19 protein-coding genes and 4 pseudogenes are annotated in these 16,751 nt (G+C 69.0%); 12 read left to right on the forward strand and 11 right to left on the reverse strand.

Annotated features, from left to right (window positions below):
* Positions 1 to 539: 539 nt before the first annotated feature.
* From ACWCP6_RS19865 to ACWCP6_RS19875, 3 genes are all read left to right on the forward strand, one after another.
* Positions 540 to 707, forward strand: coding sequence for a hypothetical protein (locus ACWCP6_RS19865; RefSeq protein WP_450933766.1), 168 nt, complete (start codon positions 540 to 542; stop codon positions 705 to 707).
* A gap of 30 nt (positions 708 to 737) precedes the next feature.
* Entirely contained in the window at positions 738 to 986 is a 249-nt protein-coding gene (locus tag ACWCP6_RS19870) for an alpha/beta hydrolase (RefSeq protein ID WP_450933884.1), read from the forward strand.
* Between the two features lie 194 nt (positions 987 to 1,180).
* Entirely contained in the window at positions 1,181 to 1,546 is a 366-nt protein-coding gene (locus ACWCP6_RS19875) for a VOC family protein (RefSeq protein ID WP_450933767.1), read from the forward strand.
* Positions 1,547 to 1,626: 80 nt separating this feature from the next.
* Here the strand turns inward: ACWCP6_RS19875 and ACWCP6_RS19880 are convergent, their stop codons facing one another.
* Positions 1,627 to 2,262, reverse strand: a complete 636-nt coding sequence (locus ACWCP6_RS19880; RefSeq protein ID WP_450933768.1) for a TetR/AcrR family transcriptional regulator — start codon at positions 2,260 to 2,262, stop codon at positions 1,627 to 1,629.
* Positions 2,263 to 2,380: 118 nt separating this feature from the next.
* Between ACWCP6_RS19880 and ACWCP6_RS19885 the strand changes: the two genes are divergently transcribed.
* Positions 2,381 to 3,292, forward strand: a complete 912-nt coding sequence (locus tag ACWCP6_RS19885; protein ID WP_450933769.1) for an alpha/beta fold hydrolase — start codon at positions 2,381 to 2,383, stop codon at positions 3,290 to 3,292.
* A 464-nt stretch (positions 3,293 to 3,756) separates the two neighbouring features.
* Positions 3,757 to 4,470 (forward strand): M24 family metallopeptidase, encoded by a 714-nt coding sequence (locus ACWCP6_RS19890; protein ID WP_450933770.1) that lies wholly within the window; start codon positions 3,757 to 3,759, stop codon positions 4,468 to 4,470.
* Positions 4,471 to 4,580: 110 nt separating this feature from the next.
* Here ACWCP6_RS19890 and ACWCP6_RS19895 read toward each other — a convergent pair.
* Positions 4,581 to 4,727: pseudogene (locus tag ACWCP6_RS19895) on the reverse strand (IS5/IS1182 family transposase); the annotation flags it as partial.
* A gap of 117 nt (positions 4,728 to 4,844) precedes the next feature.
* On the opposite strand from ACWCP6_RS19895, the pseudogene ACWCP6_RS19900 reads away from it, so the two are divergent.
* The 3 genes and pseudogenes from ACWCP6_RS19900 to ACWCP6_RS19910 all read left to right on the forward strand — a co-directional run.
* A pseudogene (locus ACWCP6_RS19900) lies at positions 4,845 to 5,123 on the forward strand (hypothetical protein); the annotation flags it as partial.
* 375 nt (positions 5,124 to 5,498) lie between these two features.
* The gene (locus ACWCP6_RS19905) at positions 5,499 to 5,696 is read left to right on the forward strand and encodes a winged helix-turn-helix transcriptional regulator (RefSeq protein ID WP_450933771.1); all 198 of its coding nucleotides are present in this window, start codon (positions 5,499 to 5,501) and stop codon (positions 5,694 to 5,696) included.
* A gap of 544 nt (positions 5,697 to 6,240) precedes the next feature.
* On the forward strand, positions 6,241 to 6,993 hold the full coding sequence (locus ACWCP6_RS19910; protein WP_450933772.1) for an SDR family NAD(P)-dependent oxidoreductase: 753 nt from the start codon (positions 6,241 to 6,243) through the stop codon (positions 6,991 to 6,993).
* A 113-nt stretch (positions 6,994 to 7,106) separates the two neighbouring features.
* Here the strand turns inward: ACWCP6_RS19910 and ACWCP6_RS19915 are convergent, their stop codons facing one another.
* Positions 7,107 to 8,006 (reverse strand): LysR substrate-binding domain-containing protein, encoded by a 900-nt coding sequence (locus ACWCP6_RS19915; protein WP_450933773.1) that lies wholly within the window; start codon positions 8,004 to 8,006, stop codon positions 7,107 to 7,109.
* A 504-nt stretch (positions 8,007 to 8,510) separates the two neighbouring features.
* Complete coding sequence (locus tag ACWCP6_RS19920) at positions 8,511 to 8,906, reverse strand: VOC family protein (protein WP_450933774.1); 396 nt, start codon at positions 8,904 to 8,906, stop codon at positions 8,511 to 8,513.
* A 241-nt stretch (positions 8,907 to 9,147) separates the two neighbouring features.
* Here ACWCP6_RS19920 and ACWCP6_RS19925 point away from each other — a divergent pair.
* A pseudogene (locus ACWCP6_RS19925) lies at positions 9,148 to 9,366 on the forward strand (CGNR zinc finger domain-containing protein); the annotation flags it as partial.
* 42 nt (positions 9,367 to 9,408) lie between these two features.
* Here the strand turns inward: ACWCP6_RS19925 and ACWCP6_RS19930 are convergent.
* The 3 genes and pseudogenes from ACWCP6_RS19930 to ACWCP6_RS19940 form a co-directional block, all read right to left on the reverse strand.
* Positions 9,409 to 10,278: an alpha/beta hydrolase family protein gene (locus tag ACWCP6_RS19930; protein WP_450933775.1), complete on the reverse strand. Its 870-nt coding sequence runs from the start codon at positions 10,276 to 10,278 to the stop codon at positions 9,409 to 9,411.
* Positions 10,279 to 10,466: 188 nt separating this feature from the next.
* Positions 10,467 to 11,009: a GNAT family N-acetyltransferase gene (locus tag ACWCP6_RS19935; protein WP_450933776.1), complete on the reverse strand. Its 543-nt coding sequence runs from the start codon at positions 11,007 to 11,009 to the stop codon at positions 10,467 to 10,469.
* 56 nt (positions 11,010 to 11,065) lie between these two features.
* A pseudogene (locus tag ACWCP6_RS19940) lies at positions 11,066 to 11,215 on the reverse strand (IS5/IS1182 family transposase); the annotation flags it as partial.
* A gap of 253 nt (positions 11,216 to 11,468) precedes the next feature.
* On the opposite strand from ACWCP6_RS19940, the gene ACWCP6_RS19945 reads away from it, so the two are divergent.
* On the forward strand, positions 11,469 to 12,038 hold the full coding sequence (locus ACWCP6_RS19945) for a GNAT family N-acetyltransferase (RefSeq protein ID WP_450933777.1): 570 nt from the start codon (positions 11,469 to 11,471) through the stop codon (positions 12,036 to 12,038).
* Positions 12,039 to 12,097: 59 nt separating this feature from the next.
* Here the strand turns inward: ACWCP6_RS19945 and ACWCP6_RS19950 are convergent, their stop codons facing one another.
* The gene (locus tag ACWCP6_RS19950; protein WP_450933778.1) at positions 12,098 to 12,424 is read right to left on the reverse strand and encodes a hypothetical protein; all 327 of its coding nucleotides are present in this window, start codon (positions 12,422 to 12,424) and stop codon (positions 12,098 to 12,100) included.
* 274 nt (positions 12,425 to 12,698) lie between these two features.
* Between ACWCP6_RS19950 and ACWCP6_RS19955 the strand changes: the two genes are divergently transcribed.
* Positions 12,699 to 13,358, forward strand: a complete 660-nt coding sequence (locus ACWCP6_RS19955; RefSeq protein ID WP_450933779.1) for an MSMEG_1061 family FMN-dependent PPOX-type flavoprotein — start codon at positions 12,699 to 12,701, stop codon at positions 13,356 to 13,358.
* An 865-nt stretch (positions 13,359 to 14,223) separates the two neighbouring features.
* On the opposite strand, the gene ACWCP6_RS19960 is transcribed toward ACWCP6_RS19955, so the two are convergent.
* Both ACWCP6_RS19960 and ACWCP6_RS19965 read right to left on the reverse strand, forming a co-directional pair.
* Complete coding sequence (locus tag ACWCP6_RS19960) at positions 14,224 to 14,889, reverse strand: response regulator (protein ID WP_450933780.1); 666 nt, start codon at positions 14,887 to 14,889, stop codon at positions 14,224 to 14,226.
* Entirely contained in the window at positions 14,886 to 15,488 is a 603-nt protein-coding gene (locus ACWCP6_RS19965; protein WP_450933781.1) for a sensor histidine kinase, read from the reverse strand. Before ACWCP6_RS19965 ends, ACWCP6_RS19960 begins: the two co-directional genes overlap by 4 nt.
* Here ACWCP6_RS19965 and ACWCP6_RS19970 point away from each other — a divergent pair.
* Positions 15,468 to 15,653 (forward strand): hypothetical protein, encoded by a 186-nt coding sequence (locus ACWCP6_RS19970; RefSeq protein WP_450933782.1) that lies wholly within the window; start codon positions 15,468 to 15,470, stop codon positions 15,651 to 15,653. The two genes, ACWCP6_RS19965 and ACWCP6_RS19970, sit on opposite strands and share 21 nt — an antisense overlap.
* A 280-nt stretch (positions 15,654 to 15,933) precedes the next feature.
* Here the strand turns inward: ACWCP6_RS19970 and ACWCP6_RS19975 are convergent, their stop codons facing one another.
* A complete protein-coding gene (locus tag ACWCP6_RS19975; RefSeq protein ID WP_450933783.1) occupies positions 15,934 to 16,509 on the reverse strand; it encodes a hypothetical protein in 576 nt (191 codons plus the stop codon).
* Positions 16,510 to 16,751: the final 242 nt, after the last annotated feature.

Consider the following 16,751-nt stretch of genomic DNA (forward strand, 5'->3'; position numbering starts at 1 on the left):
TTGGCCCGGTGCACGCCCCGGGAGGCCGCCGGCTCGGAACCCGATGACTCCACCCTGCCGCGCCCCGCCCGCCCACGCGATTACCACCCAGGTAATAGGCCCCCGACTCAGCCCAGAACCGAGGCCCTGAGCGGAGCCCCCACATCTTCCGAGGCCCATCACGCCGGCACCTCGCAGGGCGTGGAAGACACCATGGCCTTCGCGCCCTGCACAACTTCCGGTCGATGACCGAGGCCGTACCGCTGGACCGTGCGGATGAGGCCTACCAGAAGACGCTTGCCTTGCAAGGCCCGCTTCCGGATGGTGCTCCCAGTCGGCTGACAACCGTCAACGACGCGGCGCTCCAGTCACCCGGCCCCGGCCGAGTCGCTCGCTTGCGAGGCCACCCGGCAGGGTGACTCCGGCAGCCCTTGCCCTGGTCCGGCTGTCCCGGGCTTCGTCCTACTGGCCGCGGGACCCGCCGAGCCAGTCTTACTCAGTCCGTGCGCCAGAGCGGCTCGCCCGGTCGATGAAAGAGGGACGATGAGATGCCTGTGCATGTGATCGTGTTGCCAGGAGGCGGCTACGAGGTGTACGCCGAGCACGAGGCCCAGCCGATCGTCGATTGGCTCGAAGCATCGGGCTGGGAGGCGAGCGTTTTCCGGTATCCGCTCAACACACCGCATCCAGCCCCGCTCGCCGCACTACAGAGCGAGATCCGGCGCTAATTGCGTCGTTCGACCTCGCTCGACGCGCTGGTGACTCCGTCGTCTCCTCCGTTCTTCCTCTGGCACACGGCGGAGGATTCATTCGTTCCACCGGAGCACACCTATCGCCTCGCTGCGGCACTGGCCGCCGATCATGTGCCACACACCGTGCATGTCTTCCCCCACGGCCCCCACAGCCTGGGTCTGGCCCATGGGGCCGGAGAGGCCTCGACCTGGACACGCTTCGCTGAGTCGTGGATCAGCGAACAGACCGGTCCTGGGATGCACCACGGGGCTTGATAGCGCCAACCCCATCGCGATGCAGTGCGGGACGGGCGGGGAACGCGGCGTCCTCGGTGAAGATGCCGGTCAGCAGACCGTGCGCGAGCGGGTCATGGACCAGCACACGACAGGCGTGTGCTGATGTGCTCGGCCAGGGAGTGTCTGAACGAAAACTGCACGACAACTCCCCTGCGATCGTGCAGGGTTGGCGCATGTTGGATCACATTGCCATCCAGGTACACGACATCGCAGCCAGCGCCGCTTTTTACGACGCCGTGCTCGCTCCGCTAGGTGGTGAGCGCAAGAAGCAGTTTGGCGAGAACATCAGCTTCGGGGTCACGGGCCACCCGTTGTGGCTGGTCCCCGCGACCGACCCCGCGGCTGCGCGTGAACTGCACATCGCGTTCGCTGCGGCCGACCGCGCTGCAGTGGACGCCTTCTACGCAGCAGCCCTCGCGGTGGGCGCCGAGGGCCTGCACTCGCCCCGGCTCTGGCCGGAGTACCACGAGTCCTACTACGGAGCATTCGTCCGCGATCCCGACGGGAACAACGTCGAGGCCGTCTGTCATCAGCCCTAAGCACTGCCCGGCGGTCATCAGCGGAGCCACATCCGAATGATGCGGGAGAGGCCTGCACTCAAGAGATCCGGTCGACGACGTCACTCCCGCGTCCGCGTCCCCCCGCCGGCAATGTCGCCTCGGAAGATGCGGTCCAGATGGTGGTCCAGAACTGTGGCGGCCGCCTCCGGGCTGCGTTGGCCGACGAGAATGCTGGTACCGAGTCCCGCTGACATGGCGAGCAGACTGACGGCTTCCACCTTCGCGTCCACGCCAGGCTGAATGAGATCGCTCTCTTCTGCCTGCCGGAGGAGTTCGACGAGGGCGCTCTCAGCGGCATCCGGGTTCGTGATGAAGGGCTGAGCGGCGAGCGCCTCGTCGGTGACGGACAGAACGGCGTATGAGGTGTAGACGAGGTGGAAGATGCGGCTCTCCTCGTCGACCGGCAATGCCGCCTTCAGCATCGCCTCGATGATCGCGCGCGGCCCCGAATCGTGGCCGGCGGCCCGAATCCGGGCGGTGACCCGCTCCCCGAATCTCTCGGCCAGATGCTGCAGCCCGTAGAGCAGCAGTTTCTCTTTGGTCTCGAAGTAGTACTGCACCAGTCGCAGTGAGACGCCCGCCTCCGCTGCAACATCGCGCATGCCCACGGCATGCAGCCCGCGTCGCGCCGCCACCCGAAGGAGCGCCTCGGCGATCTCGGTACGCCGCTCTGCATGGTCCACGCGCTTGGGCATCGACCGCTCCTCCGCTCGCTGTTTCCATCGGCCGGGTGGGCCCCACCCAGTTGATGATACAGCCGTACCATCATAGTGATACGTTCGTACCACGAAGACTCGACACCCGGAGGTGGCCATGCCCCAAACCGCGACCCGCATCCAGGCCGATGTCGGCCGCTATGTGAGCGATGCCTGGCGCGACCGCTACTTCGCGGCCTGCGATGCGCTCTATGCGCTCGGAGCATCCGCTCACGCGGAAACGGACGTGGAGACCTCCTTCGGCACCACGCACGTCTACAAGTACGGCCCCATGGACCCGGCCGCCCAGTCGCGCACGCCCGTTGTCCTCCTGCACGGAGCGGGCTCCTGCTCTGCCATGTGGTACCCGAACAGCCCCGCCCTCAGCGCCGCCCGCCCGGTCTACGCGATCGACACCCCGGGCGATCCAGGACGCAGTGTCCAGCGCGAACCCATCCATCAACCGGAACGCGCCGCTCAGTGGCTGGACGAGACACTCGCCGAGCTCGGGCTCGCACGCGTGCACCTGGTCGGCTCCTCCTACGGCGGGTGGCTCGCTCTGAACCAAGCGCACCGCAGGCCCGACCGCCTCGCCTCGGTCACACTCCTCGACCCCGGCGGCCTGGAGAAAGTAGGTCTGCGCTTCTTCGTCTGGATCTTCGCCAGCCTGTTCGCGACCTTCGCGCCCAGGGCGCTACGCCCACGACTGGCAGCGTGGCTGGAACAGCCGGTCCTCATCGTGCCGGAGCTACGCACCATGATCAGGCTGGGCGTTCGCGCCTACCGCATACGCCGTCCCGCCCCGCTGCCTCTGTCCGAGGACGAACTGTCCACCATCCGCACCCCGCTCTACCTGGCGCTCGGTAAGCGAAGCCTGCTCGTGCACCCGCGTAGGCAAGTCGAGCGCGTCCCACGCCTGGTTCCAGGGGCCCGAGCCGAAGTCATCTCCGACACCGGCCACGGGCCCCAGATCGACCACGCGGACGAGATCAATCGCCGGATGCTGAGCTTCATGGACTCCATCGACTGACAGCCCCCGCATCCGGCGGGCCCGAGGGACGGCCCGAGCCTGCCTGTCCGCCGGCGAACCAGCGCCGTCCCGGACCGGCAACGGCCGGTCGCTGCTGCATGAGTGCACCCCCAAATGGCGTGTCCTCGGAGGTGCGGGATTGCGCCTGAAGGGCGACCGAGCTGGTTGCCTCCTGGTGACCACGGCCGAAGCCGGGACGGTCGACGAACTCGCCCGCCCCGGCTCAGGAGGGTGGCCGACGTGCCCTGACGGCTCGTGGGGTCAGCCGACCGTGTCAGGCCGTTCACGGTGGCGGTGATGGCTTCGGAGTTCCCGGCGGTGGCCAGGACGACCCTGGCGCCGCCGAGGGACTGCAAGGCCTCGCCGACCAGCTGAGGGGTGCATACGCGAACCCATTCACCATCTGCACTCACACATGTGAAGATGGGTGGGACTCACCTAAGCGGACAGTTGGGGGAATCAGGGTGCCGCCCGAAGCAGACCACACAAGGCCGGACGAGGACCGTCGGGTAGCCGGGCTCGTCGCAGCGCAGGAGAAGGCGATCGCTCTCTTCGACGAGGTCGCCACACGCGGCCTGGTGACGCCCGGCGTGGGTGAGCGCGAGGTCAGCGACCGCATCCGGGACCTGGCCAACGAGATGTTCGGCACCACCAAGCACTGGCACAAGCGCATCATCCGCTCGGGCCCCAACACCCTTCTCCCGTACCGGGAGAACCCCCCGGACCGGATCATCGGCGAGGACGACGTCGCGTTCGCGGACTTCGGCCCGATCTTCGAGGAGTACGAGGCGGATTTCGGCCGCACCTACGTCTTCGGTGACGACCCGCACAAGCACCGGCTTCTGAGCGACCTCCCCCGGATCTTCGACGCGGGTCGGGCCGCCTTCGCCGCCGACCCCGCCATCACCGGCCGCGGGCTCTTCGCCGAGGTGGAACAACTCGCAGTCGAAGCAGGCTGGGAGATCGGCATCTGGCACGCCGGCCACCTCGTCGGCGAGTTCCCCCACGAGGTGAACGACGGCGCCAAGGCGGAGTCCTACATCACGCCCGAGAACGACACCCCGCTGCGACGGACGGACAGGACCGGGCGGCACTGCCACTGGATTCTCGAACTCCACCTCGTGGACCGCGCGCGCGGCTTCGGCGGCTTCTATGAGCAACTCCTGGATCTCGCCTGAGAAGTCATCTCAATCGGCGAGTCCCCAATAGCAGATGAGGGTGCAGGCGATGCTGGTGAAGGCCAAGGAGCCAGCTGAGTCCCACCGGACAGCCATCACCCTCGCGGGGCCTTGTCGCTGTCGTAGCCGCGGTCCAGGTTCGCGTTCGCCTGGTCGGGAAGGCCGCCGACCTCCTCGTCGGCGGCCTTGAGGGTGGGCGCGAGCAGCGGGGAGTCGTGACGGTTGGGCCCGGCCGAGATGATGCTCAGCACCACGCCGAAGCACGCTGCACATCAGCGCCGCCTGCCAGCGCTTCAGCCAGCCCGATCACCGTTGGCTGAAGTGCTGCGGCAGCGGCTGAGACAGCGGTTCCGTGCAGAGATTGCGGCGGCCCGCCGGAAGGCTCGGCCACCTCGGCGTACATGGTGCCGCTGCCCTTCGGGGTGTGGCTGTGGCTGGCCTTCCCCGAGCCGTACCTGCCCGTCCCCGCGTCGGGCGGCATGCCCGACGGCGTCCTCCGCGACGACCCGCCCGCACCGCGCCCCCATCACCTGTTCCGGGCCGACCCGGAAGCGTTCCAACACACCCTGGTCCGGCTACCAGCCGTCCGCAGCCCATGGCTGCGCGAGACCCTCGAGAACCTCACGCAGCACATGCGCGCCCGCCTCTTCTAGCCAGCCGGCAGAAGGTGCTGACACCCGGTCTCCGACCCATCGGGTGGCCGCGCTGCCATCGAACGGTGCCAGACAGTGGTGCCGCCCGAGGTGTGGAACATCTGCTCTCCGCGGTCCGCGCCCTGCGGTCAGCGGGCCGACCGCCGAAGCGGGCGAGAAGGCAGTTCAAAGGGCCCTGGCATCACCGGAGGAACCGGCGGGGGCCACCATGGACGAGTCGGCGCACTGGCACACGGCCGCTGAGCGGGCGGCCTTCGTACGCGACATCCTCGACGGCATCGGCGACAAGTGGCCGGTCACCGTCATCTGCCGCCTCGGGAAAGGGCCCATCGTTTCAACGAGCTGCGCCGGGCCAGCGACGGAATCACAGAGCGCATGCTCAGCTCCACCCTGCGCGCTCTGGAACACGACGGCATCGTCACTCGTACGGTCCACCCCACCTTGCCGCCCCGGGTCGAATACGCCCTCACCGGGATCGGCCGTACCCTGCTCGACGTCGTGAAGGCTCTCGGACCGCGATCCAGACAGCCGCATGATGCACATCGAGGTCTCCGACGGAGGCCCTGCCGATAAGGACGGCGACCGGGCTTTCGGCTGCACCCCCGACGAGCACGGCCGCGGGCCGGCGATCGGCGACCGGACCACCGCCGCACACGGCAACGGTGAGCACACGCACACGCCGTCCACCGGTCCGGTGCAAATGGCGCAGCGCGAGCCCACCACACGGCCCTGCCCCCGACGGCGAGGTGCTGGCCGGAGCCGGGTCCGACGGCGCCGATCACTCCCGCGGCCGACGTTCGGCACGAAGGGAGGTGGGCGTAGTTCATCGCCATCGGCCATACGCCTGACCAAGGGCGGTCATAAGTGCTGCCTGTGACCAGTGCGCAGGCTCTGACCAGGGGCCCCGGCTGCGCAGGCGACCGATGGACGGTAGGAAAGGTATGGCGACTCCGCCCTGACAGCGGGTATCGCATCCGCCTATGGCCGAGCCGGAATCCCCGGAAAGGCACAGGCGCTTTGGACTCCCGTCACCTCACGCACGAGGTGACAGGACGACGGAACGCGGGCCCGCCCGCGCCTCGTTCGTGCTCACTTTTCCATGCGAAGGACGGCCCTCATGGGTTCTGTTGATCTGACCGGGAGTGTGGCGCTGGTGACCGGAGCGACCAGCGGTATCGGCGCCGCGACGGCGGCGCTGCTCGCCGAGCAAGGCGCGCACGTGCTGGTCGCGGGACGCGACGCGTCCCGCGGCGAGACGGTGGTCGCCGCCATCCGGGCACGCGACGGCAAGGCTGACTTCCTCGCGGCCGACCTGCGGGACGCGGCGTCGGTTCGGCAGCTGGTACAGAAGGCCACCGAGCTGGGCGGAGGCCATGTGGACATCCTGGTCAACAGCGCGGGCATCTTCCCGTTCGGCCCGACGGCACAGGCCTCGCCCAGCGACGTCGACGCCGTCTACGACCTGAATGTGAAGGTTCCGTTCCATCTGGTGGCGCAGCTCGCCCCGGCGATGGCCGAGCGCGGGCACGGTGCGATCGTCAACGTCAGCACCATGGTCGCCGAGTACGGCGTCGCGGGCATGGCGCTGTACGGTTCCAGCAAGGCCGCGCTGAACCTGCTGACCAAGGCGTGGGCCGCCGAGTTCGGCCCCCACGGGGTACGGGTCAACGCCGTGGAGCCCGGTCCCACCCGTACCGAGGGAACCGTCGACATGGGCGAGGACCTCGACGCCCTCGCCGCCCAGGCCCCGGCCGGACGGCCCGCCGAGGCGAAGGAGATCGCCGAGGCGATCGCCTACCTGGCCGGGGACGGGGCGAGCTTCGTGCAGGGAGCCATCCTGCCCGTCGACGGCGGCCGTACAGCTGTCTGAGGCGCGCCGACCCCGGTAGGGGGCGTCAGCTCGGTGTCCGTCCGGCGCTTCCTGCCCGTAGCGCACCTGCGTGGGGCCTGACCCATTCGCTTTCGCTCCGGGAAGGGCCGGGCTCAGTTGCTGACCGACCGGTCGAGCGCGGCGATGAACCGGCCGAGGTCACGGCGGTGCGATTCGGCCGGCCACACCGCCCAGGTACGCCGCACCAGCGGATGCCCGACCAGCGGCGACCAGGTCACACGCTCGGGCAGCGGCTGCTGCCACCCGGGCGGAGCCAGCGTGAAGGCCCGCCCGGCCGCGACCGCCGCCAGCTTCACCTCCGCGATCAGCGCCTGCCCCTGCGGAGCCTCCGGTCCCAGGTCCAGGCCGTGCCCACGCAGGATCGCGGTCAGCTCGTCGTACCAGGTGGGGCTGCCGGAGCGAGGGAATCCGACCCACTGCAGGCCGACGAGCGCATCCAGAGCGATGCCGTCGGGACCGGCGAGTTCGGCGGCCTGCTCCGCAGCCAGCAGCACACCGAGATTCTCGCGTACGACGAGCAGCGCGTCGAACTGAGGGCCCGACGGACGCTCCCGCAGGAAGCCGACGTCGAGCTCACCGCACTGCAGCGCCGTCAGTTGCTCGGCCGTGGACAGGTGCCGGGCCTGCACTCGTGTGTCCGGATGAGCCTCGGCCAGGTCCGCCAGGGCAGGGTCGAGCAGCCCCGTGGGCAATTCGAGCGGGATCCCGATCCGCAGTGCCCCGCCACCGGGGCCGGTGTACCGAGCCATCACCCGTAGGGCCTGATCGTGCCGGGCGAGTACCGAGCGTGCCTCCGCCAACAGGGCGATTCCCGCCTCGGTGGCCCGCACCCCGGTGCTGCCGCGCACCAGCAGCTTCACCCCGAGCTGCCGCTCAAGTCCGCTCATCGTCTGGGACAGGGCCGGCTGACTCACGTGCAGCCGCCGCGCCGCGGCGGACACCCCGCCCTCCTCCACCACCGCCACGAACGCCCGCAGCTCCCGCAACTCCATGTCCTCATGCCACCACGCCGTCCCGAGCGTGTCGCGCTCGGAGCAGTGCGTGACGAGCCGGCGGGCTAGCAGAAGGGTCAGGTGCTGGGCTGCTTCCCTGCGCCCTCAGGGACCACAGGAGCCTCCTGGCCGACAGATCCCGACGTCCGCTCGCGGAGGCCTGCTCGACTTCGACCAGTCACGTACCCGCTCCCGGTCGGCGAGAGCCGACTGGAACAGCGGACGCCGGCCCGCACCCCCAAACGTCTACACATCCTCCTGCACCGCGGCTGGAAGGGCCGAACCGAGTACGGAGCGCCGGGGGCGGACGGCGCGCACCTGCACGGCTACGCACGGCCGGAAGCCGCCTGCGCCGGGGCCATCTCGGTCGGTGACGTGTCCTACCGCACCATCGAGGGCATTCTCTCGCCGGCATGAGTCCAGGAACGGCACCGCGCTGTACGCGGCGGCGGAGCCGGGCCCTTCGGGTCCGGCTCCGCCGTTCGACGGTCAGCTGTCGCTGCTTCAGCCTCGGCTCCGCTGACGGAGCTCGATCCGGTTACCGTCGGGATCGAACGCCGTGACGCGGATGCCGAAGGGATAGGGGATCGGCTCGGGATCGGCGAACTCGACGCCACGTGACTGGAGCACTTTGAACTCTGCGGTCAGGTCGTCGGACTCGAGAAATATCGGGCCCGGCACGGGGCTGGACTCCGCGCCATCGCCGGCCCGGCCCTGCCCCGGGTTGCCCGGCCACAGGATGATCTCGACCGAGTCATCGCCAGGAGCGACCGTCAGGAACCGCCCGTCAGGACCCGGGTAATCGACTCGCTTCTGCAGGCCGAGACCGTCTGTGTAGAACGCCAGAGCCCGGTCCTGGTCGGTCACATAAACCGTCACATACATCAGGTTCTTCAACATCACCTTCTCCTCGTTCGTTCTTGCGCCTCGTCAGCGGCTCGGTCACATCGACCGTGCTGTGTGGTTCGTCCATATGACGCGGCAAGACGAGGGAATGTGACAGCCGGACGACCAGGTGCAGCTGACCGTGCGGTTCGAACAGCACCGACCCTGCCTCGGCAGCTCTCGAGCCGCTCGGGTTCGCGTGCCGCTTCGCGACTGCTTGCAGGTGTAGCGGCCGTTGAAGGCGCCCCCACGGCTGGCCCGTCTGCTGTCGGCGGAGAACGATCCGACGGTTCGACTCATGGCGGCCCTGGCCCGCGCTGCCATCGACTTCCTGAGCGGCTCGCAGCGCGAGCAGTTGCGCGCCTGCACCGCGCCCCGCTGCGTGCGCTACTTCGTCAAAAGCCATGGGCGGCGGGAATGGTGCAAGGCATCGTGCGGAAACCGTGCCCGAGCAGCTCGCCACTACCGGCGTCAGCCGCGTCGTCCGCCCCTGCCCATCCCCGAACCGGTCGAGGGCTCAAACAAGGTGCTGCTGGAAGAAGGCGGCCGCCTCCCTGCCCACCTGGACGCGGACAGCGGAGTTGGCGGGTTCCGGCGTGAAGAAGTCTTCGTGGCGAACGTCGGGGCCGACCGAGCAGCCATTCGCTGTGGGGATGTGTTCCAGGTACGGCCTGGTGTCGACTTCGTACGGGTTGACCGTGTCCGCTCCACCCCAGCGGATGCCCACTGGTACCTGGATGGTTGCCAGGCTCTCCGGGGTCACGAGAGCGCCCACTCCGGGGGCCACTTGGAAGACTGCCCGCACTCGGGGATCCGAGAGGTCTGCCCCAGCGGTGTCCAGCGCACGTCGTGACGAGTCGTCCAGTGGGTACTTCTTCCGCAGTGCCTCGAGTGCGCCGGGAAACTCGGGAATCTCCGGCAAGGGGACCGCCCCCGTCATCACCGCCCACAGGATTTGCGGATCGACACGAGCGCCGGCAAGTGCCACCGCCGTATAGCCGCCCAGGGAGAAACCCGCCACACCGACCGGGCCAAGGGGCTGCTCACGAGCGAGCGCGTCGAGGGCGAAGGAAACGTCTCGCGGCCGTTCCCACACATGCAGGAAGCCTTCCGGCTCGTAGCCGTCTACGAAGTTGTTTCCGTGGTGGTCCAGGGCCACAACTCGGAAACCCGCCTCGCGTAGCGGCCCTACCAGCCACTCCATGCTGCTGCCCGAACCTCCGGTGCCGTGCGAGACGACGGCCAGTGGGGCGGGGAGAGCAAGCGGATGGTGCGGCTCCCACAGGTAGAGACGGACCGGACGCGGACGAGTCGGATCCCGCAGGTCACTGCGGGACTCGTCATACAAGACACGTATCAGCGGCTGCTTCCGCCCAGAGATCGTCATGGCGACATCGTAGGAATTCCGCCTGACCTGTACGGCTGTTCACCGTGAACCAGACCCGACGATGAGGATCAACCGCGGGGCGGTGCCAGGCTGTGCGCTCCCTTGAGCGTACGCCTGCGGAGGCGGCAGCAGCCATCCCTCGGCCGTCCATCTCCGCTCCAGCCCGCCCCTGACGGTTGGACGGCAACCTAGCCCTGCGAGTCCGGCTTCCAGTCCTGGACGAGGAGCCCGAGCAGCACCTCGTCCAGGAACTCGCCCATCACCCAGGCCGAGGAGCGCATCACGCCCTCGCGGACGAAGCCGTTGCGCTCGGCGGAGTGCAGCATCGCAGCGTTGTCCGACAGCGTCTCGATCTGCAGCCGCTGCAGGCCGCGCACGACGAAACCGTAGTGGCACAGCACCGCGACGACGTCGGTGCCGTAGCCCTTCCCGCGGGCGGACGGCCGCAGTCCAAGGCCGATGTGCGCGGACCGGTTGTGGTTGTCGATGCCCCACAGCACCGCGGTGCCGACCAGCGTGCCGCCGCCCAGCTCCACCACGGAAAACGGGACGCTCCCCTGCTCATTGTCGTCCACCACGAGCCGCGGATCCTTCGAGCCGGGTGTGATCGGCCGCCACGGCCCGCCTTCGGCCCGTGAGGAGTTGACCACGTCGTCGTAGAGCTCCGCCCGCAGGATCGGGATGTCGTCCTCATGCCGGGCCCTGAGCCCGACCTTGCTGCCTTTAAGCATGCGCCTTTCCTATCCGGCCGGACTGGCCGGCGGCAAACGAATATTCGATCACCCCAGTTGGTGTAGCGGCGGAGGGTGCCGGCGATGCCGACGAAAGCCAGGAAGTGCTCGGCCTTGCGCTCGTAGCGGCCGTACAGGCGGCGGCATCCACTGAGTCAGGCCATCGCCCGTTCCACCACCCGGCGGTGGCGGCCCAGACGGCCGGAGGTTCCCCCGGCGACGGGGCGACGCGCGGCACAGTCTGCCGCCGACGCAGCCGCCCGCAGCTGCCCGCAGCTGCCCGCAGCCGACGATCACCCTGCCTCGAGCTGAAGGAGGCGCTACGGCACAGCCTCCGTTAGTCGTACCAACGATGCTCGTACGAGCACGAGTTGAGAGTCGAAAGGCGACGTTGATCGCTCACATGCCTTGGAGGGCCTTCTGTTGCAGCGAGCCGTGCTGCGAACAATCATGGCCGTCATGGAACGACCGAGGCAGATCATCGAGTGCGGAGACTTCGTCCTGCGACGCTGGCGAGGGCAGAGCGACTTCGCCCCGGCGTTCAAGTTGATCGAAGAGTCTCTGGACCACTTGCGCCCCTGGGAGCCGTGGGTCGCCGGTCACAGCGAGAAGAGCACCCGAGACTTCCTCGCGAAGTCCGAGTCGAAGTGGGCAAGCGGTGACGTGTACAACTACGCCATCGCCAAAGACGGCAGTCTCATCGGCATGTGCCAGAGCTACCGCGGGGTCGAACCTCAGGGCCGGCGCATGGGGTACTGGCTGCACCCTGCCGCCACGGGCCAGGGCATCGCCACGAGGGCGGCGGCGGCCATGGTCACCGAGATGTTCACCCTGCCGGACGTGGAGTACCTGGAAATCGCGCACGACCTGGCCAACACCTCCAGCGCCGCCGTACCACGCCGGTTGGGCTTCACAGAGGTCTGCCGTGAACAGGTAACACCGCCCGCAGCTCCCTCAGGCAGCGGTATCGAAGTGGTCTGGCGGCTGAACCGCCCTACACCGCCCGTTAACGGCACTCCCTGCCCCTGAATATCGAAGCGACCGTGCTGGTCGCAGCGATCAACGAGTGGCTATGACCAGTTCGGTCATCATTCGATGCCTGGCTCGTACAAAGGCAGGAAGTGGATGACCGGTTCCTCATACGGATGGGCCGCGCGTACTGCTCGCAGCACGGCTGCAGCCTGCTCGGCATCGCAGACAGATTCAACCCTGCTCTCCTCGCCCTGCTGCACTTCGCCCACTTCGCCGTCATATGGCTGAGAACCAGGCAAGGGCCTCCATGTTCCCGTGACCCGCCAGGTGCTGGCGCATCGGGCATAGTCGCCGACCCGCCCCGCGCCAGCCGCTTGGAGAGCGTCGATCACCTCCTCGACATGACTCTTCGGGACGGATATCTCGATCTTCAACCGCGCCATGCCCGGACCCTAGCAACCAGCGTCAGCTGGCACTTTCGCAACAGACCCTAGTCGCGGCGTAGAACAGGCATGGCGGCGTCCTGCATGCCTGTCGTCGACTCCCCCCATGTGACTGGTGACGATCGGCAGGCGACAGTCCGCAGAAGGCAGGATGGGACCTGGCCGCGCGGGCGTGTTTGATCTTCACACATCAGACAACTCGCGAGGCCGTCTCCATGTCCCCACACTCACCGACCGAGATCAATAACAGGTCGGGCCCATTAGGGTCGGAGGCATGACGACACCCCTTGCCGGCAGCGCCTTCGACTCGCTCCGCCTCGACGCCGTGCCCGACCAGGAGGCGTTGCGCCGGGTCTACGAACTCCCCAGCGACGCGGCCGTGCGGAAGCAGACGACCGAACTCACCGAGCAGACCCGGCGGTTGATCGGCTGCTCATCGCTGGTCCTGGTCGCCAGCGCGGATGCCGAGGGCAACTGTGACGTCTCTCCGCGCGGCGGCCCCGCCGGGTTCGTCGCCGTCCTGGACGCACGCACGGTGGCGATACCGGACGCGACCGGCAACAAGCGTCTGGACACCCTGCAGAACGTCGTCGCCACCGGACGGGCCGGGCTGCTGTTCGTCATCCCGGGGCGCACCACGACGCTCAGGGTGAACGGCCGGGCCTGCGTCTCCACCCGCCCAGAGCTGCTGTCGCAGCTGACCGCCGTCGGCAAGCCGCCGGCCAGTGCGCTGGTGCTGGGGATCGAGGAGGTCTACCCGCACTGCCCCAAGTCGCTGCTGCGCAGCGCGGCATGGAAGCCGGAGGAGTGGCTGTCGGCGGACGCCCAGCCGGCCTCGGCCGAGGTGACGCTGGCCCAACTGCGGATGCCGGAGCTGACGATCGCCGACATCGAGCAGGCGGAGGCGGACTCGCTGAAGTACCGGTACGAGTAACGGGCCGGCCTGCGATCGCAGAACCACCTCCCCGAGTGACGGTTTCACCTTGCGGACCGGAGCCTGCGAAGGCAGAAGGTGTGGCACACCAACGAGCACTCGCCGCCCGCCCGGCCACTGGGGACCGGGCGGGGGTACTGCCGGCTGGTGGCGATGCAAGTGCCGTGCCCAGGTGTGCTCCCGAGCTGCGCGAGGTCTTGCCTGTTCCAGCCGTGGCCCCCTGTCCCGGTCTTCGTCCTAGCAGTAGTAGTAGTGGCCCTGATACCAGCCACAGTGCTGTGCGGTGGAAGCAGGTGCCGATGCCGTCGCAGGTGCCGCACTTGCAGCAGTCGCTCCGGCGAACCCGAGGACGGAAACAGTGAACAGCGCCACGATCGCGCGGCGGAGCTTGATCGATTTCGTACGCATCGCGCTTCCCCTTCGGGGCGATCCTGTGATGAGTTTCTGCGGCCCGCCCCACGTCGCACGAAGTCCTCATGCGCTCAGGGCCGGGACCTTGGCATCGCACCTGGCGGAGGCCTGCGGCTCGCGCGCGGCCTCGAATGCCGCCCATGAGGTGCTGAGCCCTGTGATCATGCGGGTGAGGCTCGTCCTCAGAGACCCTCACCTGGCGTACCGGCGTCGTTGCGAGCAGATCCGGACGTCACCATCAGTGTATGGCCGACTTCCTCTGCTTGCTTGGTGGATGGGTTTGATCAAGCGTTCTCAGTCGCCACATGGCGCGAACAGCGGCTCTGCCCCTCGTGGGAGGGGCGTACGGGGCTTCGGCGGCGCGCGGCCGAGGTGACGGATGTCGGCGGCCGGGGTCGGCGCACGCGCCGGCGCTGCAGGGTGCCTTGCGCGTCCACGGGGGTGCCGCCGTGGTTCAGTTCGTGAGGCGCCCGGGAAACACCAGTCCGGTCTCGTAGGCGGCGATCACGGCCTGGACCCGGTCACGGAGTCCCAGCTTGGTGAGCACGTTGCTGACATGTGTCTTCACGGTGTGCTCGCTCACCACCAGCGCCGTGGCGATCTCCGCGTTGGACAGGCCGGCGCCGAGGAGCCGCATCGTCTCGCGCTCGCGAGCGGTGAGGACGTCCAGGCGTTCGCGACGCGGTGGCGGTACGGCGGCGCCCGAGGTGAAGGCGGCGATCAGGGTGCGGGTGACGGAGGGGGCGAGCAGAGAGTCGCCCACCGCAACCGCGCGGACCGCGTGCACGAGGTCGTCCCGCCGTACGTCCTTGAGCAGGAAACCGCTCGCGCCCGCGCGCAGAGCGTCGAAGAGATAGTCGTCCTGCCCCCAGGTGGTCAGCATGATCACCCGGCAGTCCGTTTCGCCGCAGATGATCCGGGCCGCCTCGATACCGTCCATCCCCGGCATCCGGATGTCGAGCAGGACGACGTCCGGGCGGTGTGCGCGGGCATCGCCGACCGCCTCGAACCCGTCCCCGCTCTCCGCCACGACCTCGATGCCGGGCTGCGCTGCCAGGATCATGGCGAATCCGGCGCGTACCAGCTCCTGGTCGTCGGCCACCACCACGCGGATCGTCACGACACCGCCCCCACTTCCGGCGCGGCCAGAGGCAGCCACGCCCGCACTTCGAATCCCGGGAGGCCGTCCTCCCGGGGGCCCGCCGTCGCGGTCCCGCCGCAGGCGGCGGCCCGCTCGCGGAGGCCGATCAGACCGTTCCCGCCGGACGGAAGACTCTTCCCCGCGCCACGTCCGTCGTCGACGACGCGTATCTCCAGCCCGTCGTCACACCAGCGCAGCCGCACCTCGGCGCGGTCCGCGCCGGCGTGCTTGACGACGTTGGTCAGTGCCTCCTGCACGATCCGGTACGCCACGGCACCACAGTCGGCGGGCACCTGACGCGGCTCGCCCTCAGCGGTGCTCGACACCTCCAGGCCCGCCCGTGCCACCTGGCGGGCGAGCGCGGGCAGGTCGTGGATGGTCGGCTGCGGGGCGCGCGGATCGTCGTCCTCCTTGAGGACGGCCAGCATCCGGCGCAACTGGTCCAGGGCGTCGCGGCCGGTGCCGGCGATCGCGCCGAAGGCGGCCGAGGCGCGGGTGGGATCCGTGTCCAGCACCACCGGCCCGGCCTCGGCCTGGACGACCATCAGGCTGATCGAATGGGCCAGCACGTCGTGCATGTCCCGGGCGATCCGGGCGCGTTCGCGTTCGGCGGCGCGCTCCTCGTCCACCTGGCGTTCGCGTTCGAGGCGGGCGGCGCGTTCGGCCAGCGCGGCAGCCTCGGCACGGGAGCCGGCGGAGGCCCGGCCGAGCGCGTACGCGGCAACGGGGAGACAAGGTCGTAGAGGCCGGCGAACGTGGCGCAGACCAGCAGGACCAGTGCCGGCGCGCGTCGGCGCACCGCCAGGGGAAGGGATGCCCCGACCGTTACGACGTACCCCCACCAGTGCCAGGGGCGTCCGCTGTCGCTGTGCACGAACAGCAGGGGCGCCATCTGGGCGACGGTGGCGACGACGGCGAGCGTGACCTCCGACCATGGCGAGCCCGCCAGGCGGCGGAGCGAAGGGGGTACGGGCAGCGCGGGCATAGGAGATGGATTCCTCCACGGGGGCGTTCGACGGTCCCTCAGCTGTGCGCGGTCGCAGGAGAGTTGCCGCGTCGGGGAAACCGCGCGAGGCCGGCGCACAGCAACAGGCCCACGGCCGGCAGCGCGTCCAGGCCCAGGAGGGAGACCAGCACGGCGAGCACCACCGCCGCGGCCCGCCATACGGGAACGGCCCGGGCCAGCGCGAGCCGGCAGAACATGACGAGCAGGCCGAGGTAGAGCAGCACGGGTCCCGCGATGTAGACGACGAGGTGCACTCCGGGGACGCTCTGGACGTCGGCGAACATTCTCCGCATGGCCTCGTGGTCCGCAGCGAGCGCACCAACGACGATGTCGACGGAGATCTGAGCCATGGAGCAGACGGCACCGACGAGGCCGACGACGGCCGTGGCCGTGGCGAACGGGCCACGGCCCGCCAGTCGGCGCAGCTCCAGGAACACCGGCACGAACAGGATCAACGCGGCGAGGAACGCGAGGTGACCGGCCGTCCAGGCCGGACCTGGACCGCGCTCTCCGTCCAGGCCGTCCAGGACGCGGAAGCCCGCGTAGACGGTGACGAGGAGTGGGGCGATGGTGAAGGCACTGAATTTGGTCATGCCGTGGATCCTCGCCGCGGCAGCCCCCTTGGGCATCGCCGACGTGACCCATCTCCTCCTTCCCCCGGAGGAGGGAGATGAGGCTGACGGCCTGGGAGTGGACCGAGGACCTGCCTCCCTCTGTGCCGGCTCTCCGGTCTTGGCCTGCTGAGGGTCGACGTTCGACTTCACCGTGCGCCGTGACCGCTGCCCGGATGGGCAGGGACCATGTGGTTTTCACCGGCCCCGGCTGCCCGACTTGC

The organism is Streptomyces sp. NPDC002004 (assembly GCF_053593975.1).